The organism is Paenarthrobacter sp. OM7 (assembly GCF_029873575.1).
Classification (GTDB): Bacteria; Actinomycetota; Actinomycetes; order Actinomycetales; family Micrococcaceae; genus Arthrobacter.
Genome location: NZ_CP123579.1, coordinates 4,038,215 through 4,061,657 on the forward strand (window position 1 = coordinate 4,038,215; position 23,443 = coordinate 4,061,657).

Here is a 23,443-nt window from a genome sequence, read left to right on the forward strand (position 1 = left end):
TGGAGGGAAAGCTCAGGGGGAAACATGCCTTTCTACGGCGCCGACGTCGACCAACTCAAAGCACTCTCCAAGGCCTTGGCCAACGGTGCGTCATTGCTGACCAGCCGGGCCCGGGAACTCGACTCCTTGATCGGCCATGGCATGACCGGCCAAGGCGGCGGCTGGCAGGGCCAGGATGCCAAGCGTTTTGCCGCAGATTGGCAGGGCCGCCTGCGGCCGTTGCTGGAGAGGACTACGCGAGGCCTGGAAGAGGCATCACAGTCCGTGCTCACCAATGCCAACCAGCAGTCATCCGCGTCCACGGAGGGGAGTGCTGATTCAGGCAGTTCCGGCAGCAGCTCGGGCGGTTCCGGCAGCAGCTCCGCCAATTCCACCAACACCGGGAACGACGCCACCACCAAAACCTCGGCCATTCCGAACCCCGACCAGCCAACACCGCAGGAAATCCTGGACGAATACCAGGTCAGCGACGCCGAGACCACCATGTGGCCCGGGGACTGGGACCCCCTGCGCTTCGTGGTTGACCAAAGGGAGGTCACCGAGAAGGAAGCGGAACTCCTCAACGGGCTGGGTCCTTTCGAGATGAACGCCTTCAAAGACATTCATGATGACGCCTTCAGCACTGCCGACGACCGCTTCCCCAGCGCCGACCGCAACGATGACCAGAACGATGCCTTCCGTCACGCATATTGGAACGCACTCATGGTCAAGGAGTTCGGCGCGGACTGGGCGGAGGACTACGCCACGGCGCACGAGCAACTCCCCGGCAACCCCGCGCCCCGCGAAGCCATGGATCTGTACAACAATGAGGTGGGCCGCAACGTGGCCATAGCCAACCCGGATGCCAGCGCTGAGGAGCTTGCGGACTTGATCGAAGAAGCCGTGAACAACGGCGACACTGTGGTGGTGGGACAGGACCTGCTGCCCCACCCTTCCAACGAGGTCCCCATGGACCAGACCGGCGACGCCAACAATGCCGAGCCCGCCCCGGGCGAGGATCCGGAGTTCAATGACGAGTCGAGGACTACGTCGTGAGGTTCCAACGCCAATCAAACACCCGACGACGGCCGCGGACTTCCGCTGGCCGCATCACCGTCGCTGGCCGCGCCACCCTTGCTGGCCGCGCCGCCGTCGCAGGCTTGCTCACTGCCATCCTGGCCTGCGCCTTGGCCGCCTGTTCACTAGGAGGATCCGTCATGCCCGAATCGAATGAGAAGCTCAACAGCCAGGTGCTCGAGTCCGCGAAGAACGGGACGGCCTTGAAACTGGCTGATGCCACGGACTTCGAGTGGGACCAGGCGGGTTTCGTAACGGAGGGAACGCCGGCCAAGGACATCGAAGCAGCCTTCGGCGAGCCTCTGACCAAGGAGAACCGCTACACGGCGTCCCCCGCGTTGTTCGTCTTCCTTAAGGACGGGAAAGTAGCCAAGGCAATCCGCATCGTCCCGGATGCCTTCTTCGGCGCTGACGCACAAAAGAAGTATGGCCGGGACGTAGTCCTCACCCCGCCGGAGGGAAAAAAGGGCTTCCTCAACTGGCGCGAGTAGCGCCAGGCACCGCGACACGAACGCCGCGCTGTTCTAGACGCGCCAGTATCCCAGGGCATCGATCCGGCGCTTGTCCACGCCCAGCGTCTTCCGCAGGTGTTTCACGATTGCGCGGGTGCTGGAGGCTTCGCAGGCGATCCAGAAGAAGTCGTGATCCACGGACACAGTCTCCGCAGTGAGCGCATCGCAGACTTCGTCAACCAATGCGGCACCGTCGCGTTTGCGCGGAACCCAGCTGACGACGTCGGACCCTGACGTCCGCACCTCAATCGAGGGGTCGGCGTCGTGCTGGTATTCAAGCCAGGCGGTCACCGGAGCCGAGCCCGCGGCCGTAACTTCCCGCTCGTCCAGCAGCGAGTTGATGGCCGGGATGGAGGCGGGATCGCCCACTACCCACATCCGGCGCGGAGCGGGCTGCGGGAACGTGAAGGAACTGCCCTGCACGGTGGCGTCGATGGTGTCGCCGGCCTGGACGGAGCGGGCCCAGTCGGCGGCAACCCCGTGGTGCATCGCGAAGTCCATGCTGAATGTGCCGTCCGCAGGGGAAGCGTTGACCAGGGTGTAGGCACGCTGATGCGCCTTTCCGGAATCATCGAACCACAGCCGGATCCACATGGTGGGATGCAGCCCGCTTCGCTCCAGCAGTCCACCGTCGCGCACGTGCACGCGGAGGAAGTCCGGAGTGATTTCTTCCTTCCCCGTGACTTCCAGCGTGAAATCCTTGGCGCCCATGACTTTGAGCACGACGCCTTCCCAATTGCGCTTCAAGCAACACTCCTTCACGAACGGCCACGATTTGTGAACGGGGCCAAAGCCATTTATCTTGAGCTTAAGTAAGCCTAACCTAAGCTCGAAAGCGGCCAGAGATTATGACGCCTGCCCCGACGCACCTTTCCGCCCCGGCAGGCGGCCCCGGAACCTACCGTGATCAGTGGGGAATCCCCCATTTGTGGGCGGATTCCGCCGACGATCTCGCCTTCCTCCAAGGCATGAACGCAGCCACTGACCGCTCCTGGCAGATCGAGCTGGAACGGTGGCGCTCCGAGGGCCGCACAGCTGAGGTCCTGGGTGCCGACGTTGTGGTCTGGGACCGGTTCGCACGGCAAGCCCGGCTGGATGACACCGCGCGCCGCTGCTTCGAGAACCTCGACGCCGAGACTCAGCGTTGGTGCGGACAGTACGTGGCCGGCATCAACCAAGCGCTGGCAGACGGACTCCGCGGCGGCCCCGAATTCGACGAGTCCGCCTGCACGCCGGAGCCATGGAACCCGTGGACGCCGCTGGGCGTCTTCCTGGTCCATCACATCCTCTTCTCCACGTTCCCCAACAAACTGTTCAGGGCCCACATCGCGCGGACATTGGGCGACGACGCCGTGAGCCTGTTCAGCATCGAGGCTCCCGTCTGGTCAGGAAGCAACGCCTGGGCCGCGCACGGCTCGACGACGGCGAGCGGCCTCCCGCTGATCGCCGGCGACCCCCACCGCCTCATGGAACTCCCCGGCGTGTACCAGCAGATACGGCTTGCCTGCCCGGACTTCGACGCCATCGGTTTCGCGTTCCCGGGTGTCCCCGGCCTCCCGCATTTCGCCCACACCGGGCATACCGCTTGGGCCATCACCAACGCCATGGCCGACTACCAGGATCTCTTCGAGGAAGAACTGCGCCGGGTCACGGACGCCACAGGGGAACGCGTCGAGGCGCGCGGAGCGGCAGGTTGGGAAACCGCCGTCGTGAGTGCCCAAACCATCACCGTCCGCGACGGTGAGCCGGTCACCGTGGAGGTCATCGAGACCGCGCGAGGTTCCGTGATCTCTGAAGCGCCCGACGGCGAGGCGCTGAGTTTGCGCTTCCCTGCCCGCGTTGAGGGGCGGCTTGGTTTTGAGGCCCTCCTGCCGCTGCTTCGGAGCCGGAGCGTCTCCGAGGTGGAAGCGGCGTTCGACGCCTGGGTGGAGCCCGTCAACAGCGTGGTGGCCGGGGACACGTCCGGAGCAGTGCGGCACTTTGTTGCCGGTCTTGTTCCGCAGCGCAATCCCGCCAACAGGAGGTTGCCTGCCCCGGCCTTTTCAGCCCGTCATGAGTGGGACGGTCAGTACGTCATCCTGCCCCGCACGGAGGTGGAGCAGTACGCCGTGAGCGCGAACGACCGCGCGGCGGGAGGTGGCGACGCCGTGGCCATGGAGTTCGCCCCCGCGCATCGGGCGTTGCGCATCCGTGGGTTGCTAGAGTCGGCTCCGGGGCCGTTGTCCGTGAATGACATGCAGGCTATCCATACGGACACGCTCCTGGGTCCGTGGCCGTTGTTCCGGTCGGTGTTGTCAGGCCTGGACGCTGATGAATTGTCCCGGGAAGCCGCGGGACTGCGTTCGCTGCTGCTGGAGTGGGACGGCCACATGGATGCCGGGAGCCATCACGCCGCAGTGTTTGCGGAGTGGCGGGGCTCATTGGTCCAGCGCCTGGCAAACCATCCCGCATTTGCCCCCTTGAACGAGCCAACGGGCTACTCGCCCTTGTTCGGACCGTGGTTGTCAGTGGCATCCCGGATCGGCTTTGCGCTTGAGACCCTGCTGGTGCGAGGCTCAGAACTCGGCATCAGCGTCGATACAGAAGCCGCCACAGCGCTTGAGGACGCTGCGTTGAAGCAGTCCGGGCTGCGCTCCTGGGGCGACCGGCACACATTGTTGGCCGTCCATGTCCTCCCCGGCCCACTCGCGTCAGCGGCACCCACCGTGGCCCTCAGCGGAGATACGGGCTGTGTGCTCTGCACCGAGAGCCTCCCCGGTGTTGACGACCGAAGCTTCCGTGGTCCAGTGGCCCGCTACATCTGGGACTTGTCCGAGCGGCGCAACAGCCGCTGGATCGTGCCCTTCGGTGCCTCCGGTACGCCCGGCCACCAACACTTTGCCGACCAACTCCCGCTCTGGACTGCAGGGGAACTCGCCCCGGTAGTCACTGACTGGCCTGAATTGATCAAAGACAATCCCTGACTCATCCTGCTCCCGCATCCCATCAGTCACGCATCAGCCCCGAAGGAAGCCATGACCACCGCCACCCAGGACTTCTCTGTCCGTACCACCGTCTACTCCGAAGACCTCGAAGGATGGGGCGCGCTGCGGCTTGTTCCGCTTGTTCCCGCCGAGGACATCGACCTCATCTTCGAATGGGTCACCCAGCCCCGCGCCAGGTTTTGGGGAATGATGGAGAATTCCCGCGAAGAAGTCCAGGGGATCTACGAATTCCTTGATTCCCTGGAGACCCACCACGCGTTCCTGGCCGTCCTTGATGGCGAACCGCTGGCCCTTTTCCAGACCTACGAACCACTGCACGACCCCGTGGGCGAGGCCTACCCCGCACGCGAGGCTGACATTGGCATGCATTTGCTCCTGGCCCCGGCCACCCGGCCCATCCCGCACTTCACGCCGAGGCTCGGCACAGCACTGATCAAGTACATGTTCAGCCTGCCCGGCAAGGACCGGATCGTGGTGGAGCCGGACTCACGCAACGCCAAGGCCCTGCGCCGTTTGGAGGCGACATGCTTCGAGTTGGGACCCATCATCCAGCTTGCCGAGAAGGAAGCCCAACTCGGATTCCTGACCCGGGCAGGCTTCGACGAGATCCAGGAACAGCAGGCTCCCTAACGCCAGACGAAGCTCCACGTTCCAGCGCCGAGTGCCGTCAGGACTGCACCCGCAGCGATGACCACACCGCCAAGGACCACCGAGGCGTCCAGAAGCGAATACGTGGATTCGCGCGCCCAGGTCCGTTGACCGCCGCCGAAGCCGCGCGCTTCCATGGTGACTGCCAGCCGCGAAGCCCTCCTCACGGCTTGGACCAAGAGCCCAAAGCTCTGGCCCAGCGTGGCCTTCAGCCGTTGGAACGGACTGCCCTGGGAACCGACTCCGCGGGCACGGCGGGCCATGCCGATGGTCTGCCACTCCTCTGCCATGAGCCCAACCAACCTCATGGCAGCCAAGGATCCCAGGACAAAGCGGTGCGGCAACTTGGCCTTCTGGGCCAGCGCATCTGCCAAATCAGTGGGATCCGTGCAGGTCATCAGCAGGATTGCCGGTAACGCGATCGCCAAACCGCGCAGCATGAAACCCAGCCCCAGCTCAAGGGAACCTTCGCTGATGGACCAGAGTCCGACGTCGAGCAGTACAGCGCCGCTGTCCGCCGCCACAATCGCGGTACTCCAGCCGCCGATCGCAGCGGCGATGATCAGCGGCCAGGCGCGCTGCCACAGAAGCCTGAACGTAAGCCCGGCCAACGGAAACAACGCCAGCTCCGCAACCAACGCCGTGGACGCCGATACCCAGTCGATGGACAGGGCCAGCACCAGGGAAATCAGAAACACGGACACGAACTTTGCCAAGGGGTTGGCTCGGGTCAGCAGGGCACGATTCCCGCGGAGGTTCAGTGCATCCCTCATGCTGCACCAGCTTCCTGATGCGTGGCTTCACCGTGCTGCACCGGGCCGAGCCGCAGCTCCGTTCCGCCGAGCACTGCACTGAATTCCTGGTCGTGGGTCACGGAGACCACAGCCGTTCCGGCGTCCAGCAACTCTGAAAGGAACGACGCCAACTCCGCCCACGTGTTGGCGTCCTGGCCGAACGTAGGTTCATCGAGCACCAGGACTTCGGGGTGCGCGGCAAGCACGGTGGCCACCGAGAGCCGCCGCTTCTCACCGCCGGAAAGGGTGTAGGGGTTGGCGTCCACCAAATGCGTCAGCCGCAGCCGCTCCAACAGTTCTTCCACCCGTTCTTCGCCGTGGCCTAAATGCCTGGGCCCAAACATGAGCTCGTCCAGGACCTTGCCCGTGACGAACTGGTGCTCCGGCTCCTGGAACACCGTCCCGATCCGTGAAATCAGCTGGTCTGCTTTCCACTTGAACGGGTCAATACCGGCCCCTTTGGAAAGCTCGACGGCGGCACTCACTGTACCGTCCACCGGCGCTAAAAGGCCGGCCAACGTGAGCGCGAACGTGGACTTTCCAGCTCCGTTGGCTCCAGTGATGGTCAGTGCTTGGCCGGCCCTGACCTGCGCGGTGATTCCCGTTTGAACCGGGACGGGCGGGATGGTCTTGAAGCCCTTGCGCCGCGGCTTTTCCCGGGAAACTGCGAGGTCCTGGGCCGCAAGGAGCAGTGGGGCGGTATGGGCTTGGCTGCGTCGTTGGCGGGTGGCCGGTACGTACCCCGGCACCCAAACGCCGGCAGCCATCAACAGGGTGCGGGCCTCGGACAGGACCTTGTCCGGCGGGCCGTCCAAAAGGACCCCGCCCGTTGCCTGGCCCGTTCCCGCCGCCGCCAGGGCACCCGGCTGCAGGACCACGATCCTGTCCACCAAGTCCTTCCACACCGACACACGGTGCTCCACCACCACCAGCGTTGCGCCGGTCTTGTCCAGGCAACGCTTCACCGCGTCACGTACCTCCAGCACGCCTGCCGGATCCAGATTGGCCGTCGGTTCGTCCAAAAGGACCAAGCCGGGTCGCATCGCCAAAATGCCCGCCAGAGCAAGGCGCTGCTTCTGCCCCCCGGAAAGCGCCGCCGTCGGGTGATCCAACGCCAAACCGCCGCCCGCGGCGGTACGCAACCCGACGTCGTCGAGCGCTTCATGGACGCGGGACCAAATCTCGTCCCGGGGCACAGCAAGGTTCTCGGCACCAAAGGCAACGTCGTCGCCAACCCGCGACAAGACCACTTGCGTTTCCGGGTCCTGCTGCATCAGCCCGGCGCGGCCACGCTGCTCCCGGGGCGCGACGCCGTCGATCAGCAGTGAACCGGACTCGTCCGAGTCGTCTTCCTCGTCACCCAGCACACCGGCGAGGGCGTGCAGCAGCGTCGACTTGCCGGCGCCCGAAGGCCCCAGCAGCAGCACCCGCTCGCCCGGTTCAATCCGGAGGTCAAGCCCATGTATGGCGGGAGCGGACCTGCCGGCATGCCGCCAACCCCAGCCCTCGGCGGAGATGGCGGCAGGCCTCACCGGGCTGCTGTTCTTGTTCCCGCTCTGCGTGGCGGGCATCAGCTGAAGACGGGCTCCGACGCGGCCTTGCGCGATGCGAAGGAGCTCAGGACGCCGGTTTTAGCCAAGCCGCGGGTGGCAACCCAGGACAGGGCGCCGGCGATGATGGCACCCGAGATGGTGGTGAAAGTGATGTACGCCAGTTTGTCCATTGCCTCGTAGGCGATGTTCCAGCCCCACGGGAGGAAGGAGTCGTTCAGGCCGCAGAAGAGGCCCGCACCGGCACCGGCGAGGAGGGCCGTGGGCAGGTTGAACTTCTTGTACCGGAAGGCGGCGAAGATGAGCTCTGCGCCCAGACCCTGCAGGACACCGGAAATCAGGACGGTGGTGCCGTATTGGGAACCCATAATCAGCTCACCGGTGGCCGCGACAGCTTCGCAGAACAACGCTGCGCCCGGTTTGCGGATAATGAGCATTCCCAGGACTGCGGGGATCATCCAGCCACCGGCGATCAGGCCGGTGAGCGGCGGATACGTCGCGTTCATGGGGATGGATACCAGAGCGGCGCCCTGGGACCAGGCCCAGAAGATCACGCCGCCTGCGATGGCGATCAAGGCCGCCACAACGATGTCTACAACACGCCAGTTATAACTGGTCTTCTTCACGTTTACCGTGGTCATTTTCTGCCTCCTGAGGTTACAGGAGGGGAAAGTGCTCCCCGGATTTCCCATCGGCCTGCGCCGCCTGGATCCGGACACTCTGAGAAGCTCGACTCCCTTGCGCCGGTACTAACCGGATCAGGTTCGAGGGTCTGCGGCTGTCCGCACTCTCAGCGCCCTCGCGTCTCCTGCATCTCTGCAAGGTCCGACGGCGGCGCTCCCCTGTCGTTATCAAATCTGCCCTGATGGGCTGGTTCAGTTTACACCTGCCCGTGTTGTGGGCGACTGTCCGATGCCGGCCGGTGGTCACAATCGGGCGATCGGGGGGCCCGTGCGTGGGGTTGCGTGCGTTGCGGGGCCCGCTCTGCACCCCTCGCGCCGGTTTTGGCCTGTACACCCGGCCCCACAACGAGACCTGAGAGAATGATCCAGCAGACTCGACCGCGGCAAAGGGGCACTTTCATGACGGACCTACCCATTCAGGATCACCCTGCCGGCGAGGGCACCATATCCGAGCCCCGGCTTGCTGCCAGTGTCATCCTGCTCCGTGATGCCCCGGGCGGGATAGAGGCGTTCGTCCAGCACCGGGTCAGCACCATGGACTTCGCCGCCGGAATGGTGGTCTTCCCGGGCGGCCGGGTGGATGCTGCGGACGAGTCAGGCTGGGACTACCCAGCGGACCTGCTTCAACGCCACACTGCCGCCTGGCGTTCGAGTTCCATCGCCACCGGCGCCACCTCAACGCAGGCCGAAACCAACGCAGGGACGGTCCTCACCGCCGCAATCCGCGAAGTCCAGGAGGAGTCCGGGCTCAGCATCAGTGCCGCGGATCTCCGCCCTTGGGCCAACTGGATCACGCCTACGGACATGCCGAAGCGCTTTGACACCTACTTCTACGTTGCCAGGCCTTCCCCGGGAGCCGAGCCGCAGCATCAAACCACGGAGGCCTGGCAATCGTTGTGGATGCCAGTACACGGAATCCTGGAAGCGGAAGCGGCCGGGACCCTGAAGCTGATGCCGCCCACCTATTACCTGCTCAAGGAAATCGCTGAGTTTGATTCCGTGGATGCTGCCTGGTCGGCAGAGCACCCCGTTGTTCCCGTGCTGGCCCCTGTTGGGTCCTTGGCAGCGTTCCTGAAAGAGCGCGAAAGCCGGCGCTGACTCTGGAGTCGGCCCACGGACGGCTAGGCTGGGGGCATGAACCTCTTCTTCAAGCTGATCGGTGCCGGAGTAAGCCTCGGAGCGGGCTTCGTAGGCACCAAACTCGTCAACAAAGGGTGGGAAAAGGCAACTGGCAACAAACCACCCCTGGGCAACGACGACATGGAAACGAGCTTGCGTTCAGCACTGACTTTTGCGCTGATCTCAGCCTTCGTCAGCACCTTGATTCAGGTGTTGGCCAGCCGTGGCACACAGCGTGCCATTGCACGTTTCGCTAAGTCGCACGACATCGTCTAGCCCGCAACCACAGACAGCAACGCGGGGTCGCTTTGCCTCCACTTGATGGAATGAACCAGTGGACGCAAAGCGACCCCGCGTTGGTGTGACCGGGACTTTTAGCGGTCGTTGCGGGGTTCTTGCCCCGCAGCCGCCCGTTGCACAACAGCCTCGAGTTCGTCCTTGGTGAGCATCTCGCGGTGGCCATGTTTGGTGCGGTAGGCGGAGCGACCCACCATATGGGCGGACACAGGTGCCGTCAACAACTGGAAAATCCATGCCACCAGCAGAACCGGCCAAACCCACCACGTTCGCATCTGCAGGCCAATAGCAGCAAGCATGAGGAACAGTCCCAGCACTTGGGGCTTGGTGGCTGCGTGCATGCGGCTCATGAGATCCGGGAATCGCAGCAAACCGATGGCGGCACCCAAGGACATCAAGGCTCCCACCACCAGGAAAACTGCGGTGACAGCATCGATCACGACATCCACGCCGGTGGCATCAGGACTCATTGTTCTGTTCCCTCCGTTCAGCCACGAAACGTGCAACGGTCACTGATCCGATGAATCCGATCACCGCGAGGGCTACCAGCAGCATCAGGTTGTTGAGGTGCCTGTTCATCGCCATGTCGATCGCCAGTGCAGCACCCAGGATGGCCAGCAAGACATCCGATGCCAGGACGCGGTCCAGCAGGGAAGGGCCGATCGCGATGCGGACAATCGCGCCCGCGGCAGCCAGGCTGAGGATCACCGCCGTGACCACAAGGATGATCTCCTTCATCGTGCTGCCCCTTCCATTCCCGGACGTACTTCAGCGTTGAGGGCTTCTACTTCTTCGCGCGTGCCCATGATCCGGATCAGCCGCGCTTCAATGATCTGGACTTCCTCGCGAATTTTGTCGATGTCCGCTTCTTCGTAGATATTGAGCGCGTGCAGGTAAAGCGTGGACGTCGACCGGTCCACCTCCACCACCAGCGAGCCCGGAATCAGCGAGATAACGTGCCCCGTGGCCGTCACCATCAGGTCCGAGTGGCTGCGCAAGGGAACGGCGACGACGGCGCTGCGCACCTTGGGTCCCTTGACCACGGCCAGGAACAACACCAGGAAGCTCGCTGCCACCATTTTGGCGAGGAACATCAGGGCGAAGGGAACGGCGCGCAGGATGTTGAACCTGCCGCTCAGTTCCACTGGTGGAAGGTAGAACAGCTTGGCTACCAGCACGGCTATCAGCGCACCGAACAGCAGGTTTCCGGGACTGAAGTCCCGCCACAATGCGCCCCAGACAATGACCAACCAAATGAGCAGCGGGAGTTCGGTGCGGAACGAAATGGGCTTACGGCTCATTTGGCATCACCCGTCTGTGTTTCCTCGGGCGGCCCAAGCGGTGGCACTTCGACCGAGTCGCCCAGGACCGAGTGGATATAGGCCGAACGATCCAGCATGATTCCTGCGGAACCGTCAGCCACCTGGAAGAGCGGACCGGCGAAGACCGTCAGCGCGACACCGAAAACTACCAGTCCCGCCGTCGAACCAACCATGGTCCGCGGCAAGACGCCCACGTTCCGGGGATTCAGGAGAGCTGGGTCCGGATACTCAGCGTCTTCGGGCTTGCGCCAGAAGGCCCTGTTCCACACGCGGGCGATGGCCAGCAGCGTCAGGAGGCTGGTGACCACGCCACCCACCACCAGCGTGATGGCCAAGGGTGTTCCCAAATCCACGCCGGCCTGCAGGAGGCCCAACTTTCCCAGGAAGCCAGAGAACGGCGGAATACCTGCGAGGTTCATGGCCGGGACGAAGAACAGCAAGGCCAGTAACGGGGAAAGCTTGGCCAAACCACCCAACCGGTCCATGGACGAACTGCCGCCCCTGCGTTCTATGAGACCTGTGACCAGGAACAGGCTTGTCTGCACGGTGATGTGGTGCGCCACGTAGAAGACGGCGGCGCCCAACCCTGCCACGGAACTCATGGCCAGGCCAAACACCATGTACCCGATGTGGCTGACCAGGGTGAACGACAACAGACGCTTGATATCGCTTTGGGCCAGGGCACCTAAGATGCCCACCACCATGGTGAGTAATGCCACCACCATGAGTGGAACATTCAGGGTGTCGCCGGGGAACAAGAGCGTTTCCGTACGGACCATGGCGTAGACACCTACTTTGGTCAGCAAGCCCGCGAACACGGCCGTAACCGGCGCCGGTGCCGTCGGGTAGGAGTCAGGGAGCCAGAAGGACAGCGGGAACACGGCGGCCTTGATGCCGAAGGCCACCAACAGCATGACGTGGAGGAGGTTTTGGGTGCCTTGGTCCAGTTCCGCCAATTTGATGGCAAGGTCCGCCATGGTAATGGTCCCCGTGGCCCCGTAGATCATGGCGATGGCGATGAGGAACAACACGGATGACACCACTGACACCACCACATAGGTGACGCCCGCACGGATGCGCGGCCCCGTGCCGCCCAACGTCATGAGCACATAGCTCGCCGTCAGCAGGATCTCGAACCCTACGTAGAGGTTGAAGAGATCACCGGTGAGGAACGCGTTGGACACGCCCGCCACCAGGATCAGGTACGTGGGGTGGAAGATCGAGACGGGTGCTTCCTGGTCGCCGTCGGCCATGCCTTGACCGGTGGCGTAGATCAACACCGCAAGGCTCACCACGGTGGAGACAACCAACATGAGCGAGGAGAACTGGTCCACTACCAGGACCACGCCCCACGGCGGCAGCCATCCGCCCAAGGTGACCGACGTCGTCCCGCCGTCCCATACGGAAATCAACAGGAGGCACTCGAGCAACAGCGTCGCACTCAGGATGCCGATGCTCACCACACGCTGCGCGGTGTGGTGCCGGATCAGCAGGAACGCAAGAGCGGCACCCAGAATCGGCAGGAGGACAGCTAGCGGCGACAGGTTTGCGAGATTCACGCGCTGCCTCCTTCCTGGTTCGGTGCCTTGCTCGGGGTTTCGGTTGCTTCGGGGTGGGTGTGGTCCGAGGTGGTGGCAGGGGTGACGGCGAACTCCGAGGTTTCCAAGGGCACAATGGCGTCGTCCTCGGCATCGAAGCTGGGCGTCTTGGCTACGCGACGGTCCTCAAGGTCATCCTGGATTTCGTCCTGCCGCGCCAGGACCCACGTGCGGTAGATGATGCCCAGCATGAAGGCCGTCACGGCGAAGGAAATGACGATCGAGGTGAGGATCAGAGCTTGGGGCAAAGGATCGCTATAGGCGTCCGGGCTGGTTTCCTTGGTGAACAAGGGTGCCAATCCGGCGTATCCGCCGGTGGTCAGGATCAGGATATTGGTGGCATTGGCCAGCAACATCAAGCCCAACAGCACGCGCGTCAAGCTCCGCTCCAGGAGCAAGTAGATGCCGCAGGCGTACAAAACGCCCATGACGATCAGCAGGGTCAGGTTGATGCTCATGCGGTACCTTTCCCGGATGCGGCGGATTCAGCGGCTTCGCCTGCAAGGTCGGCGGCGTCTTCCTCTGCCAGGGGCGCGCCCTGGCCCTCAAAGTGTTCATCGATTTCGGCACCGAGGCTGCGGAGAACGTCGAGTGCCAGGCCCACCACCACGATGTACACGCCGATGTCGAAGATGGTGGAGGTGACAAACTTGACGTCTCCGAAGACCGGCAGCCAGAACTCGATGATCGCGCTCTGGAACACCTGTCCGCCGAGGAAGAGCGGTACCAGGCCCGAGGCTGCCGCCGTCGCGAGTCCCGCCCCCAAGAGAGTTCCGGCGCTGACTGTCGCAGCCTCGCTCAACTCGAACCGGCCGCCCGCAAGGTACCGGATGGTCAGGGCGAGGCCCGCGGTGAGGCCACCGGCGAAACCGCCGCCCGGAAGGTTATGGCCGGCAAGGAGGAGGTAGATGGAGAAGACGATCATCGAGTGGAAAATCAGCCTGGTCACCACTTCGAAGATGATCGAGCGGCGTTCCGGAGCCAAGGTGCGGCCCGCCACCAGCCACGCGTCGCGGCTGACGTCAGTGAACTTTTTGGCCACGGCCAGCGTGGCACCGTCCCGGGAGTCACGGTCGACGCCAGTGCGGCGCCCCACGCTGCCTTCCGGCACGGCCTCCGAGGTCTTGATCCGATCGCCGCGGCTGCGGACGAAGATCAGGCTGGCCACGCCCGTGGCCGCGATGGCGAGGACTGAAATTTCGCCGAACGTGTCCCAGGCGCGAATGTCCACCAAGGTCACGTTGACGACGTTCAGCCCGCCACCGCCCTCGTACGCCAGCCGGGGGAAGTCCAAGGAAACAGGGGTGGCCACGCGGGCGCCCATGGCGTAAATCGCTACGAAGATCATGGTGATGCCGAATGCCGCACCGATGATCACGCGGATCACCCGAAGCCTGCCACCGGTCCTGTCCCGGAGCTCTGCCGGCAGGCTGCGCATGGCGAGCACGAACGCCACCAGGACGATGGTCTCCACCAGCATCTGTGTCAGTGCCAGGTCCGGAGCGCCCTGCAAAGCGAACATGAGGGCAATGCCGTAGCCCGTCACCGACACCATGAGGACCGCAAGGAAACGCTTGTTGGCCCGGACAGCGGCCAACGCACCCACCACGATTCCCGCTCCGGCAACCATTTGCAGCGGAGAGTTGGGGTCGATGAAGTAGATGCCTTCCGGCAGCGGCTTGTTGGCCGCTATCAAGGCGGCCAGCGGTACAGCGAAGGCGACGGTGAGGATGACCGTCAAGTAGAAGTAGAGCGAACCACGCTGCGTACGGCCAGTGACCCAGACAGCGATGTCGTCCAGCGCGCCGATGGTGTGCTGGTATGCCCGGTCGCCATCAATCCAGTCCGGAACCAGGCTTTGCGCCCGGGAAACGATGTTGCGTCCGTAGAACATCGCAGCGCCTGCCGCGAACGTTACCGCTGTCAGCCCCAGTGCAGGGGTGAGGCCGTGCCACAAAGCCAGGTGCCCGGCGTCGACCGCGTCCGGCCTATCGGCGAACAGCGCCGCATAAGGCTGGATCCAGGTGTCCACAGGGGCCGGCCACACTCCGTAGGCAATGGTGAGCAGGCTCAAGATGGCAGGCGCGGCCAGGAACGCGGGCTTAATGGGTTTGAACGGCGTAGGGTCAACGCCCGGTTTGCTGGCGAACGCGCCCCACATGAACCGGGCGCTGTAGGCGAACGTCAGGATGGACCCGATCACCAGGCCCACCAGAATCCAGACGCCCCAGGCAGGTGCGTCATTGCCCGTGCCGTAGTGAACGAATGCTTCGAAGACTGATTCCTTGGCAACGAAGCCAGCCAAAGGAGGCACTCCGGCCATGGACGCTGCGGCGATCGCTGCCACTACTCCAAGGGCGCGGGATGAGCGGAAGACGCCGGAAAGCTTGCGGATATCGCGCGTTCCTGACTGGTGGTCAATGATGCCAACCACCAGGAACAGCGCGGCCTTGAACAAGCCGTGGGCAAGGAGCAGCCCGAGTCCGGCCAGCGCCGCATCCGGGCGTCCGAGCCCCACCACCATGGTGAGGAAGCCGAGTTGGCTGACGGTGCCATAGGCCAGGATGAGCTTGATATCAGTCTGCCGGAGGGCCCGGTACCCACCCACAAGCATGGTGGCCAACCCGAGCCCCAGGACAACCGGCAGCCAGAATTCCGACTCGGAAAAGCCCGGCGCCAAGCGCGCCACGATGTAGATGCCGGCCTTCACCATCGCCGCTGCGTGCAGGTACGCACTGACGGGAGTGGGGGCTGCCATGGCGCCCGGCAGCCAGAAGTGGAATGGAACCAGCGCCGATTTTGTCACCGCACCGGCCAGGATAAGTACGACGGCGGCCGTCACCGCACCCTGCATGGGCCCGGTCATGAGGGCTGGGGCTTGGTCCAAAATAGCCGAGATGCGGTAGGTTCCCGCTGCCTGGCCCATGATGATGAGGCCAACGAGCATAGCGAGGCCACCAGCGGTGGTGACCATCAGTGCCTGCAGTGCGGAGCGGCGTGCTGCCAAACGGGTACGTGCGTAGCCGATCAGCAGGTAGGACAGGATGGTGGTGAGCTCCCAGAAGATGAACAGCATGAGGAGGTCATCGGAGGTCACCAAGCCGAACATGGCTCCGGCGAAGGCCAGCAATTGGGCGCCGAAGCCGCCGAGGTCCGCGTCCTTGTTCTTGAAGTACCGGGCGCAATAGACCAGTACCAGCGAACCGACTCCGAGGATCAGGAGGGACATGATCCACGCCAACGGATCCATGCGGAAGGCCAGCTCCAGTTTCAAGCTGGGTATCCACGGAAGGATTTCTTCTATGCCGCCACCGGAATATACAGGGCCGTACTGGAAGACCAGCCAAATGAAGGCCGCCGCCGGTACCGCTGCCAGGACGTAGAAGGCGTTCCTGCCGAGTTTGCTGAAGATCAATGGCGCCACAGTTGCCGCTGCAAAGGTTATGGCGAGAACTGTGATCACTGTTTTCTCCGCAAAGTCAGGAACGAATTGTCAAAGTTGGAGCAGGCGGTCATACGTTGGGTTCGGTTGAGCCAGTTTATCAAGGGGGACGGACCGTTTTTCGCCAAAGAAGCGGGCTGCAGGTTACGTTTCAATCCCTGTTCTCCACATAGCGGTCTGTCATCCGCCCGCCGTTCTCCCCTCCGCTATAGCATCGAGCTATGAACGCGGCCGCAGTTCCCGAAGCCTCCCAACCGACCTCCGAGCTCGCCTCAGGACCTGTCGCCTCCAAGAAGGGCCAGATCCTTGCGTGGGCTTCCTGGGACTGGGGCTCGGCTGCATTCAATGCGGTCATGACCACGTTCGTTTTCACGGTGTACCTCACGTCCAATGCTTTCGGCGGAGAAGACGCTGCCTCGGCTGCGCTGGGTGCTGCCCTGGCCATCGCGGGCCTGGCCATTGCCCTGCTCGCTCCGGTCACCGGGCAGCGTTCGGACGCCGGCGGCCGGCGCAAGCTGTGGCTCGGGGTCAACACAGCCGCCACCGCCGTGCTCACTGCGCTCTGCTTCTTTGTCTTTCCCCAGCCCGAGTTCCTGTTGCTGGGCGTTTGCCTCATCGCACTGGGCAACGTTTTCTTTGAGTTCGCCGGCGTCAACTACAACGCCATGCTGGCCCAGATCTCCACACCCAAGAACATCGGCAAGGTCAGCGGCTTTGGCTGGGCCATGGGATACCTTGGCGGAATCGTAGCCCTTCTGCTGGTTCTGCAACTGTTCGTCCAGCCGTCCTTCGACTGGTTTGGTGCCTCAACACAGGACTCCCTCAACATCAGGCTCGTGGCGGTCTTCTCTGCGCTGTGGTTCTTCATCTTTGCCCTGCCAGTGATGTTCGCCGTCCCTGAAGTTCCGGCGAGGAAGGCCACCGCTTCTTTGGGGTTCCTGGCCTCCTACAAGTTACTGATCCGCCGTATCGGCGCCATCTACCGGACCAGCCCCCACACCATCTACTTCCTGCTTTCCAGCGCAATCTTCCGCGATGGCCTCGCTGCTGTGTTCACCTTCGGCGGTGTCATTGCTGCAGGGACGTTCGGTTTCGAACTCAAGGAAGTCATCTTCTTCGCCATCTTCGGCAACGTGGTCGCTGCCGTCGGGGCCATCATCGGCGGCTTCCTAGATGACAGGATCGGACCCAAAACCGTGATCGTCCTGTCTTTGGTCGGCCTCCTCATCGCCGGCACCTTCATCCTGGTGCTGGGCAACGGCGACTACGTCTTCCTCGGTAACGAATGGCCAGGGAGCAACACCTTCTGGGTCTTCGGCCTGCTGCTTTGCCTGTTCGTAGGCCCTGCGCAATCGTCCTCGCGGGCCTACCTGGCCAGGCTTGCACCGGAAGGCGAGGCCGGCGAACTCTTCGGCTTGTACGCCACCACCGGGCGGGCGGTCAGCTTCCTGGCCCCCACCCTCTTCACCCTGTGCATCGCCACCGCCTCTCCCTTGGTTGCCGAGGGCGAAGCCCAACGTTGGGGCATCCTCGGAATCATGGTGGTCCTGCTGGCCGGCCTCCTGGTGATCCTGCCGGTCAAGCCGCCGGCGAAAGTGGAAATAGCTGTGGTCCCTGAGCGTTAACTACTAAGGACCGGCTGAAGTGCGAGGGCCGTACCGGACCGGTTCAGGACAGTTTAGGGTGGAGCTATGAACGTGGATGAGACCGAACTCCCGGGCCTTGGGGTCCGCAAGGATTTCGTCACGGCTTCGGGCCGCCGCATCGGTGTAGTAGAGCTGCGGGAAGGCGAAACAGAGCTTTTCGTCTCGACGTGGGACGATCCTGACACGTGCCAGGCGTCCATTCCCTTGACTGCCGACGAAGCGTCAACGTTGGGGAACCTCTTGGGCGGCCAGCACATTGCCATGCGCTTGGCAGAAGAGCATCGCGAGATACCCGGCATTGTCACCCGCCAGTTCTCCATCACTCCTGATTCGCCATTCGTCAACCAGCCCATGGGCAAGGCGCAGATCCGCACCCGCAGTGGTGTCTCCATCGTCGCAATCATGCGCGAAGGCGAGGTTGTCGCCTCGCCCGCACCCGACGTCGTACTTCACACCGGCGATTTGCTCGTAGCGGTCGGCACCCAGGAAGGGCTTGACTCGGCAGCCGACATCCTTCGCAACGGCTGAGCGGGATGGACCCGCTCGCATTAGCCCTCGTTGAACTGGGGGCCGTCGTCTTCTGCCTCGGCCTCTTGGCTCGACTAGCGGGCCGAATCGGCATGTCCCCCATCCCTCTCTACCTCGTGGGTGGACTGGCCTTCGGCGCCGGCGGGTTCGTCAAGCTGGACGGCATGCACGAGTTCGCCCATCTTTCCGGCGAAATTGGCGTCATTCTCCTGCTGCTGATGCTCGGATTGGAATATACGGCCTCCGAGCTGGTTACGGGGCTCCGGCGATCATGGCAAGCCGGTGTCATGGATTTTGTCTTCAACTTCCTGCCGGGGGCGGGATTGGCCGTCCTTCTCGGTTGGGGATTGGTAGGCGCCATCGTCATGGGTGGCGTTACCTATATCTCCTCGTCAGGCATCGCGGCCAAGGTCATCACCGACCTGGGCCGGATTGGTAACCGCGAAACGCCCGTGGTTCTCTCCATCCTCGTTTTCGAAGACCTGGCCATGGCCATCTACCTCCCCATCCTCACCGCCATCCTTGCCGGGGTTGGTTTCCTGGGCGGACTGCAGACTGTAGGCATTGCCCTTGCCGTTGTCACCGTGGTGTTGGTCATCGCACTCAGGCACGGCCACCGCGTCTCTCAGGCAGTTCATAGCGAGAACTCCGAGGTGTTCCTGCTGAACGTTCTGGGGCTGGCGCTTCTGGTAGCCGGCATCGCTTCTGCACTTCAGGTCTCCGCGGCCGTTGGCGCGTTTATGTTGGGCATCGCCATCTCCGGCGCAACGGCCCACAATGCCACTCGAATCCTTGAGCCACTGCGGGACCTTTTCGCGGCAATTTTCTTCGTGGCGTTCGGACTCAACACCGATCCCACGTCGATTCCGCCTGTCCTCGGCTGGGCGCTTGTTCTGGCCGTCGTCACGGCAGCAACCAAAATGCTCACGGGTTTCTGGGCCGCCAAACGCGCCGGAATTGCTGTGCCCGGCCGCTTCCGTGCAGGGGCCGCCTTGATCGCCCGCGGCGAGTTCTCCATCGTCATCGCGGGATTGGCCGTCGCTTCGGGGGCAGTTCCCGACGAACTCGCCGCACTCGCCACGGCCTACGTCCTCATCATGGCCATCCTGGGTCCGCTGGCCGCCCGCTTCGTGGAACCAGTGGTCAAGGCCCTCCGGCGAACCCCTGGCGCCCCGCCCCGGACCCCGGAGCGCGCCCCAGCCTAGCAACGCCCCCAACTTCCACCCTCCCCTGCGCCGAGGGGCGACGTCTCGCCCGAAAAGGCCCACCCAAAGGGTCGAGACCTAACCCCTCAACACCTAACGCCCCCAACTTCCACCCTCCCCTGCGCCGAGGGGCGACATCTCGCCCGAAAAGGCCCACCCAAAGGGTCGAGACCTAACCCCTCGATGGCCATCCACCCCGTACCAGCGCCTCGCGGATGCGGCGGACAACGCCGTCGTAGCCGCGTTCCCTTACATGCTCGGCGGTAACAACGACAGAGATCCAGCCGTTTGCCGCGAGCGCCGCCTCGCGTCGGATGTCGGACTCCTTCTGAACGGCGCTTAGGTGATGGCCGCCGTCGTAATTGATCGCCACTTTGAAGTCGGGGTAGGCGAGATCCGGCCACGCCACTTCGCGGCCCGAAGGATCACGCACCACGTAGCTCAGGACAGGTTCCGGCAGGAAGTCGCGACCCATGGCCAGTCGCAGCCTCGTCTCGGGGACAGAGTCGGCGCCTACGCGGGTCAACTCCAGCGCTGCACGCGCCTTCCGAATGCCACGCGTGCCGGCATGTCGATCGACTTGTGCTTTGAGATCCTCAGCAGAGCAGAGGGGAATCCTGTTATGACCGAAGCTTCGGGTTTGACTGCAGATGAAGTAGTCGGCGGCAGCGACCAAGTCCTCGAAGGCCAGCACCGCAGCTAGGTCCAGCCACGTGCGGGCGGGGCCGGTCACGGGAATCCCGCCCACAGAACTGATGTCCGACACAGAGAGCACCATTCGATGTCCCTTGACCCCCCGGCGTTGAGGCCGAAAGGCGCCGTCGGACCTCGTCAGATGAACCAGGAAATCCTGCTGGCCGTCCCACGGCAAAGGGCATCCCCACAGCATCGCAGCTGTCTCCCGACAACAGATGGCTCCCTCAGTTATGACGGTAAGGAGGCGGGCAGTGTGCGCAGGGTCCTGTTGCTCGCCCCAAGGAACCCGGACTCCCCTGCTGGCAACGCGAAGATCGTTATTCCAGGCACGATGATCCGGGATGCCAGCCGCCCGCTGCTCGGCGAGCGTGAATGAACGGCCCCGGATCTCGATCGGGAGGGGCGTGGAAATCCTCATCAGCCATTGTTGGCATGGTTGAAGATGCGCTGAGAGGTTACCCACAGTGTGGAGGACTAGTGGAGCTGAGAAGGCCTCATCGAGGGGCGACGTCTCGACCGAAAAAGCCACCCAAAGAGGCGAGAGCTAACCCCTCGACGCAAGCCAAAGAGGCGAGAGCTCACCCCTCGGCGCGGACAGAGGGGGCAGCCGAAGCTAGATGGACGTCCGGTGGAAGTTCTGGTGGCTGCGGCTGGCGGTGGGTCCGCGCTGGCCCTGGTAACGGTTTCCGTATTCACCGGAACCGTAGGGGTGCTCGGCCGAGGACGTCAGCCGGAAGAAGCACAGCTGGCCGATCTTCATCCCGGGCCAGAGCTTGATGGGCAGGGTGGCAACATTGGAGAGTTCCAACGTCACGTGCCCCGAGAATCCGGGGTCGATGAAGCCGGCGGTGGAGTGCGTCAGCAGGCCGAGCCGGCCCAAGGACGATTTGCCTTCAAGGCGGGCAGCAATGTCGTCGGCGAGGCTGACTGTTTCGTACGTGGAGCCCAGGACGAACTCGCCCGGGTGCAGGATGAAGGGCTCGTCGCCTTCCACCTCCACCAACCGGGTCAGCTCGGGCTGTTCCTCGGCGGGGTCGATGTGGGCATATTTGTGGTTGTCGAACAACCGGAAGAACCGGTCAATCCGGACGTCCACGGAAGACGGCTGCACCATCGCGGGGTCGTACGGCTCAAGAACAATCCGTTGGGAGTCTATTTCGGCACGTATGTCGCGGTCAGAGATCAGCACAGCATCAAAAATACCCCATGCGTCCAAGTCCCCATGCATTGTCCGGGCGGCCCCGTGGGACTATAGTTCCCGGACATGTAGAACCGCGCCCGTACCTGGGGGCAACGAGTATTCGCGGGGTAATTGTGAAAAAACTGGCAGTGCCGGCTTCCATTGTGCTGGCCGGGGCGCTGGCCCTTTGCGTCGCCGCCTCCAGCCAGATCCTGCCGGCCACGGACGCGGGTCCCAGCGGCAGCACCACCCCCTCCTCCAGCGTCGAGTCCGGTCTGACGGCACCTGAGTCAAGCACGACGCCGGACGCCGCACCTTCCGCGGATACCCCCGCGGTTGGCGACGTCGTGGACCCCACGACAGTGCCCACCCCGGACACTGAAACAGAAAGCCCGATGCCGGGTAGACCCATCGCGGTAGATCCGGTGATCGAGACACCGCCTCCGGTACCGAACATCGGGCCTTCCTGGGGCCCGGATGGCCCGTCCACGGAAGGCACGACCCCGGAAAACCCGGAAATCCCGGGCGCCACGGAACCCACCGTTCCCGATCCCGTGGAGCCGGCGCCCCCGCAGTCCTCATCGTCGGCGGCTCCGTCCCCGTCAGCACCTGCCATGGGCCCGCTCCCCTCAGGTACGCCCTCGCAGCCAGCCAGCCCAACGCCGTCGGCATCGCCTACAGCCACCCCGACGCCGTCGGTGACCCCAACCCAGACGGCCAACCCCACGGCGTCGCCGTCCCCATCGGCCACCGCGGCCCCGACAGCGTCCGCATCACCCACGGTCACGCCGACACCAGTACCACTCCAGACGGCCCCCGCCGCACCCACGGCGCCAACCCCGTCCCCCACACCAACAACCCCCTTCCCAGGCAAAGCCCCCAGCGGTGAGACAGATCCGGACAACGGCGCCCTTGCCCTCCTCCCGGACAGCAACACCGCCGCAATCCTGACGGTGTTCAACGCGATCAACAGCTACCGCGCATCCCTGGGCCTGGCCCCTGTGAAGTACCACGCGACAGTAGCGAGCCTTGCCCAGGATTGGTCGAACAACATCGCGACCCGGGAAGTGATCCAACACCGCGCCAATTTCTGGACCGATCCGCGTGCGCTGAATCCGAACAACGGCGCAGGTGAGGTCATTGCTGTCCGCTGGGACCGTGACGCCGCGCAGTTGGTGGAGTGGTGGAAGGGGTCCCCAGGGCATGATGCGCTGCTGCGTGATCCCCGGTTCAACGTCATGGGCATCGGTATCACCTACACGGACGGCAACTGGCAGACCACGCCCAACCGCTACACGCTGTGGGGTGTGGTGAATTTCTTTGGTTACACCTCGCTGCCGGCCGGAACCACAAATGCACCCGGCGGAACCGTCACCCCTCCCACGGATCCCATCGGAGCATGCCAGCCGGGCGACAAATACCAGCCGCCCACGGTCAATCTCAGCTCCGCTTCCATCAGGAGTGCCGCAGATCTCGTCTCCATCGCGGCGGACGGAACGGTGTATTCCTACGCTTCCTTGGGGAACGCGAAGTACGGCGCAGCCCGCAAGATCGGCATCGGTTTCACGGGGCTCAAGGAACTGTTCGTCAGCGATTGGGACCGCGACGGGGTCTTCGACCTCATTTCACAGCGCACCGACGGGGCACTCCTGGTGTATCCGGGGAGGCCGTCGGGCGGCTTCGGTTCGCCGGGAGTGCTCGGCCACGGCTGGCAGTCTTTGAACATTGCTGTGGGAAACTGGTGCGCCAACAACCGGCTGCCCCAGATTGTCGCGATGGACGCATCCGGCGGGCTGTGGCTCTACAAAAACGCAGGGATGACGTACATCCGGTCGCAGGCCGCGATCGGCACGGGAAACAAGGCCGTCCGGCTCAGCATGGTGGATTACAACGCGGATGGTTTCCAGGATCTGCTCACCGTTGAGCCCAATGGTTCCTTGCGCCTGTACCGGGGCAGCGGTCTGGCTACGCCCAAGCAGGAAGCCCGGCCCATTGTGGGCGCAGCATGGACGGATTACTCCGGACTGCGTTCCTTGCGGGGCGTCACGGGGGCCAACACCACCGGCGTTGCGGGCCTGGGCACCAACGGAGTCCTGGAGTACTGGGACCTCACCTCAGGAAGGCTGACGACGCCCATAGCGGTGGGTGGCGGCTGGACCGGCTACAAGCTCGCCCAATAGCCG

The 23,443-nt window shown here is 63.8% G+C and carries 23 protein-coding genes and 1 riboswitch; of the genes, 11 read left to right on the forward strand and 12 right to left on the reverse strand.

What is annotated here, in order from left to right:
* Positions 1-24 precede the first annotated feature (24 nt).
* Both QEH68_RS18580 and QEH68_RS18585 read left to right on the forward strand, forming a co-directional pair.
* Positions 25-1,035, forward strand: coding sequence for a WXG100 family type VII secretion target (locus QEH68_RS18580; protein WP_280624007.1), 1,011 nt, complete (start codon positions 25-27; stop codon positions 1,033-1,035).
* Positions 1,036-1,196: 161 nt separating this feature from the next.
* Complete coding sequence (locus QEH68_RS18585; RefSeq protein ID WP_157731925.1) at positions 1,197-1,547, forward strand: hypothetical protein; 351 nt, start codon at positions 1,197-1,199, stop codon at positions 1,545-1,547.
* A 33-nt stretch (positions 1,548-1,580) separates the two neighbouring features.
* Here the strand turns inward: QEH68_RS18585 and QEH68_RS18590 are convergent, their stop codons facing one another.
* Positions 1,581-2,315, reverse strand: a complete 735-nt coding sequence (locus tag QEH68_RS18590; RefSeq protein ID WP_280624010.1) for a siderophore-interacting protein — start codon at positions 2,313-2,315, stop codon at positions 1,581-1,583.
* 101 nt (positions 2,316-2,416) lie between these two features.
* Here QEH68_RS18590 and QEH68_RS18595 point away from each other — a divergent pair, with 101 nt between their 5' ends.
* Together QEH68_RS18595 and QEH68_RS18600 are read left to right on the forward strand one after the other, a co-directional pair.
* Positions 2,417-4,531, forward strand: coding sequence for a penicillin acylase family protein (locus tag QEH68_RS18595; protein ID WP_280624012.1), 2,115 nt, complete (start codon positions 2,417-2,419; stop codon positions 4,529-4,531).
* A gap of 51 nt (positions 4,532-4,582) precedes the next feature.
* The gene (locus QEH68_RS18600) at positions 4,583-5,182 is read left to right on the forward strand and encodes a GNAT family N-acetyltransferase (RefSeq protein WP_207595172.1); all 600 of its coding nucleotides are present in this window, start codon (positions 4,583-4,585) and stop codon (positions 5,180-5,182) included.
* Here the strand turns inward: QEH68_RS18600 and QEH68_RS18605 are convergent.
* The 3 genes from QEH68_RS18605 to QEH68_RS18615 are packed head-to-tail and all read right to left on the reverse strand — an operon-like array spanning position 5,179 to position 8,185.
* Positions 5,179-5,973 (reverse strand): energy-coupling factor transporter transmembrane component T, encoded by a 795-nt coding sequence (locus QEH68_RS18605; protein ID WP_280624015.1) that lies wholly within the window; start codon positions 5,971-5,973, stop codon positions 5,179-5,181. The two genes, QEH68_RS18600 and QEH68_RS18605, sit on opposite strands and share 4 nt — an antisense overlap.
* Positions 5,970-7,565: an ABC transporter ATP-binding protein gene (locus QEH68_RS18610; protein WP_280624017.1), complete on the reverse strand. Its 1,596-nt coding sequence runs from the start codon at positions 7,563-7,565 to the stop codon at positions 5,970-5,972. Before QEH68_RS18610 ends, QEH68_RS18605 begins: the two co-directional genes overlap by 4 nt.
* Positions 7,565-8,185 (reverse strand): ECF transporter S component, encoded by a 621-nt coding sequence (locus QEH68_RS18615; protein ID WP_280624019.1) that lies wholly within the window; start codon positions 8,183-8,185, stop codon positions 7,565-7,567. Before QEH68_RS18615 ends, QEH68_RS18610 begins: the two co-directional genes overlap by 1 nt.
* 76 nt (positions 8,186-8,261) lie before the next feature.
* Positions 8,262-8,398: riboswitch (TPP riboswitch) on the reverse strand.
* A 228-nt stretch (positions 8,399-8,626) separates the two neighbouring features.
* On the opposite strand from QEH68_RS18615, the gene QEH68_RS18620 reads away from it, so the two are divergent.
* Both QEH68_RS18620 and QEH68_RS18625 read left to right on the forward strand, forming a co-directional pair.
* A complete protein-coding gene (locus QEH68_RS18620; protein WP_280624021.1) occupies positions 8,627-9,325 on the forward strand; it encodes an NUDIX domain-containing protein in 699 nt (232 codons plus the stop codon).
* 36 nt (positions 9,326-9,361) lie between these two features.
* Positions 9,362-9,622: a DUF4235 domain-containing protein gene (locus QEH68_RS18625; RefSeq protein ID WP_089596421.1), complete on the forward strand. Its 261-nt coding sequence runs from the start codon at positions 9,362-9,364 to the stop codon at positions 9,620-9,622.
* Between the two features lie 98 nt (positions 9,623-9,720).
* Here the strand turns inward: QEH68_RS18625 and mnhG are convergent, their stop codons facing one another.
* Genes mnhG through QEH68_RS18655 form a run of 6 tightly spaced genes read right to left on the reverse strand, consistent with a single transcriptional unit; the run spans position 9,721 to position 16,026 of the window.
* A complete protein-coding gene (gene mnhG / locus QEH68_RS18630; protein ID WP_089596422.1) occupies positions 9,721-10,113 on the reverse strand; it encodes a monovalent cation/H(+) antiporter subunit G in 393 nt (130 codons plus the stop codon).
* Complete coding sequence (locus QEH68_RS18635) at positions 10,103-10,381, reverse strand: monovalent cation/H+ antiporter complex subunit F (protein WP_089596423.1); 279 nt, start codon at positions 10,379-10,381, stop codon at positions 10,103-10,105. Before QEH68_RS18635 ends, mnhG begins: the two co-directional genes overlap by 11 nt.
* A complete protein-coding gene (locus QEH68_RS18640; protein ID WP_280624025.1) occupies positions 10,378-10,944 on the reverse strand; it encodes a Na+/H+ antiporter subunit E in 567 nt (188 codons plus the stop codon). Before QEH68_RS18640 ends, QEH68_RS18635 begins: the two co-directional genes overlap by 4 nt.
* Complete coding sequence (locus QEH68_RS18645) at positions 10,941-12,524, reverse strand: Na+/H+ antiporter subunit D (RefSeq protein ID WP_207595177.1); 1,584 nt, start codon at positions 12,522-12,524, stop codon at positions 10,941-10,943. Before QEH68_RS18645 ends, QEH68_RS18640 begins: the two co-directional genes overlap by 4 nt.
* The gene (locus QEH68_RS18650; RefSeq protein ID WP_207595178.1) at positions 12,521-13,021 is read right to left on the reverse strand and encodes a Na(+)/H(+) antiporter subunit C; all 501 of its coding nucleotides are present in this window, start codon (positions 13,019-13,021) and stop codon (positions 12,521-12,523) included. The genes QEH68_RS18645 and QEH68_RS18650 overlap by 4 nt, the downstream gene beginning before the upstream one ends.
* Entirely contained in the window at positions 13,018-16,026 is a 3,009-nt protein-coding gene (locus QEH68_RS18655; RefSeq protein ID WP_280624028.1) for a Na+/H+ antiporter subunit A, read from the reverse strand. Before QEH68_RS18655 ends, QEH68_RS18650 begins: the two co-directional genes overlap by 4 nt.
* 200 nt (positions 16,027-16,226) lie before the next feature.
* Between QEH68_RS18655 and QEH68_RS18660 the strand changes: the two genes are divergently transcribed.
* The 3 genes from QEH68_RS18660 to QEH68_RS18670 all read left to right on the forward strand — a co-directional run bounded on the left by QEH68_RS18660 (position 16,227) and on the right by QEH68_RS18670 (position 19,384).
* Positions 16,227-17,630: an MFS transporter gene (locus tag QEH68_RS18660; RefSeq protein ID WP_280624030.1), complete on the forward strand. Its 1,404-nt coding sequence runs from the start codon at positions 16,227-16,229 to the stop codon at positions 17,628-17,630.
* Between the two features lie 66 nt (positions 17,631-17,696).
* Positions 17,697-18,179: a cation:proton antiporter regulatory subunit gene (locus QEH68_RS18665; protein WP_207595181.1), complete on the forward strand. Its 483-nt coding sequence runs from the start codon at positions 17,697-17,699 to the stop codon at positions 18,177-18,179.
* Positions 18,180-18,184: 5 nt separating this feature from the next.
* Complete coding sequence (locus tag QEH68_RS18670) at positions 18,185-19,384, forward strand: cation:proton antiporter (RefSeq protein ID WP_207595182.1); 1,200 nt, start codon at positions 18,185-18,187, stop codon at positions 19,382-19,384.
* A 172-nt stretch (positions 19,385-19,556) separates the two neighbouring features.
* Here QEH68_RS18670 and QEH68_RS18675 read toward each other — a convergent pair whose 3' ends face one another.
* Positions 19,557-20,162, reverse strand: a complete 606-nt coding sequence (locus QEH68_RS18675; RefSeq protein WP_280624035.1) for a hypothetical protein — start codon at positions 20,160-20,162, stop codon at positions 19,557-19,559.
* A gap of 171 nt (positions 20,163-20,333) precedes the next feature.
* Between QEH68_RS18675 and QEH68_RS18680 the strand changes: the two genes are divergently transcribed.
* Complete coding sequence (locus tag QEH68_RS18680) at positions 20,334-20,456, forward strand: hypothetical protein (RefSeq protein ID WP_280624037.1); 123 nt, start codon at positions 20,334-20,336, stop codon at positions 20,454-20,456.
* A 237-nt stretch (positions 20,457-20,693) separates the two neighbouring features.
* Here the strand turns inward: QEH68_RS18680 and dcd are convergent, their stop codons facing one another.
* Entirely contained in the window at positions 20,694-21,269 is a 576-nt protein-coding gene (gene dcd / locus QEH68_RS18685) for a dCTP deaminase (RefSeq protein ID WP_011776299.1), read from the reverse strand.
* Positions 21,270-21,409: 140 nt separating this feature from the next.
* On the opposite strand from dcd, the gene QEH68_RS18690 reads away from it, so the two are divergent.
* Positions 21,410-23,440: a CAP domain-containing protein gene (locus QEH68_RS18690; RefSeq protein WP_280624039.1), complete on the forward strand. Its 2,031-nt coding sequence runs from the start codon at positions 21,410-21,412 to the stop codon at positions 23,438-23,440.
* The last annotated feature ends 3 nt before the right edge of the window (positions 23,441-23,443 follow it).

What these genes read in the sequence shown, in the direction of transcription:
- QEH68_RS18640 (WP_280624025.1), bottom strand. Translation starts at nt 10,944, where the DNA reads ATGAGCCGTAAGCCCATTTCGTTCCGCACCGAACTCCCGCTGCTCATT.
- QEH68_RS18635 (WP_089596423.1), bottom strand. Translation starts at nt 10,381, where the DNA reads ATGAAGGAGATCATCCTTGTGGTCACGGCGGTGATCCTCAGCCTGGCT.
- QEH68_RS18625 (WP_089596421.1), top strand. Translation starts at nt 9,362, where the DNA reads ATGAACCTCTTCTTCAAGCTGATCGGTGCCGGAGTAAGCCTCGGAGCG.
- QEH68_RS18600 (WP_207595172.1), top strand. Translation starts at nt 4,583, where the DNA reads ATGACCACCGCCACCCAGGACTTCTCTGTCCGTACCACCGTCTACTCC.
- QEH68_RS18595 (WP_280624012.1), top strand. Translation starts at nt 2,417, where the DNA reads ATGACGCCTGCCCCGACGCACCTTTCCGCCCCGGCAGGCGGCCCCGGA.
- QEH68_RS18615 (WP_280624019.1), bottom strand. Translation starts at nt 8,185, where the DNA reads ATGACCACGGTAAACGTGAAGAAGACCAGTTATAACTGGCGTGTTGTA.
- QEH68_RS18580 (WP_280624007.1), top strand. Translation starts at nt 25, where the DNA reads ATGCCTTTCTACGGCGCCGACGTCGACCAACTCAAAGCACTCTCCAAG.
- QEH68_RS18665 (WP_207595181.1), top strand. Translation starts at nt 17,697, where the DNA reads ATGAACGTGGATGAGACCGAACTCCCGGGCCTTGGGGTCCGCAAGGAT.
- QEH68_RS18660 (WP_280624030.1), top strand. Translation starts at nt 16,227, where the DNA reads ATGAACGCGGCCGCAGTTCCCGAAGCCTCCCAACCGACCTCCGAGCTC.
- QEH68_RS18620 (WP_280624021.1), top strand. Translation starts at nt 8,627, where the DNA reads ATGACGGACCTACCCATTCAGGATCACCCTGCCGGCGAGGGCACCATA.
- QEH68_RS18610 (WP_280624017.1), bottom strand. Translation starts at nt 7,565, where the DNA reads ATGCCCGCCACGCAGAGCGGGAACAAGAACAGCAGCCCGGTGAGGCCT.
- QEH68_RS18605 (WP_280624015.1), bottom strand. Translation starts at nt 5,973, where the DNA reads ATGAGGGATGCACTGAACCTCCGCGGGAATCGTGCCCTGCTGACCCGA.
- QEH68_RS18670 (WP_207595182.1), top strand. Translation starts at nt 18,185, where the DNA reads ATGGACCCGCTCGCATTAGCCCTCGTTGAACTGGGGGCCGTCGTCTTC.
- QEH68_RS18650 (WP_207595178.1), bottom strand. Translation starts at nt 13,021, where the DNA reads ATGAGCATCAACCTGACCCTGCTGATCGTCATGGGCGTTTTGTACGCC.
- mnhG (WP_089596422.1), bottom strand. Translation starts at nt 10,113, where the DNA reads ATGAGTCCTGATGCCACCGGCGTGGATGTCGTGATCGATGCTGTCACC.
- QEH68_RS18675 (WP_280624035.1), bottom strand. Translation starts at nt 20,162, where the DNA reads ATGGTGCTCTCTGTGTCGGACATCAGTTCTGTGGGCGGGATTCCCGTG.
- QEH68_RS18585 (WP_157731925.1), top strand. Translation starts at nt 1,197, where the DNA reads ATGCCCGAATCGAATGAGAAGCTCAACAGCCAGGTGCTCGAGTCCGCG.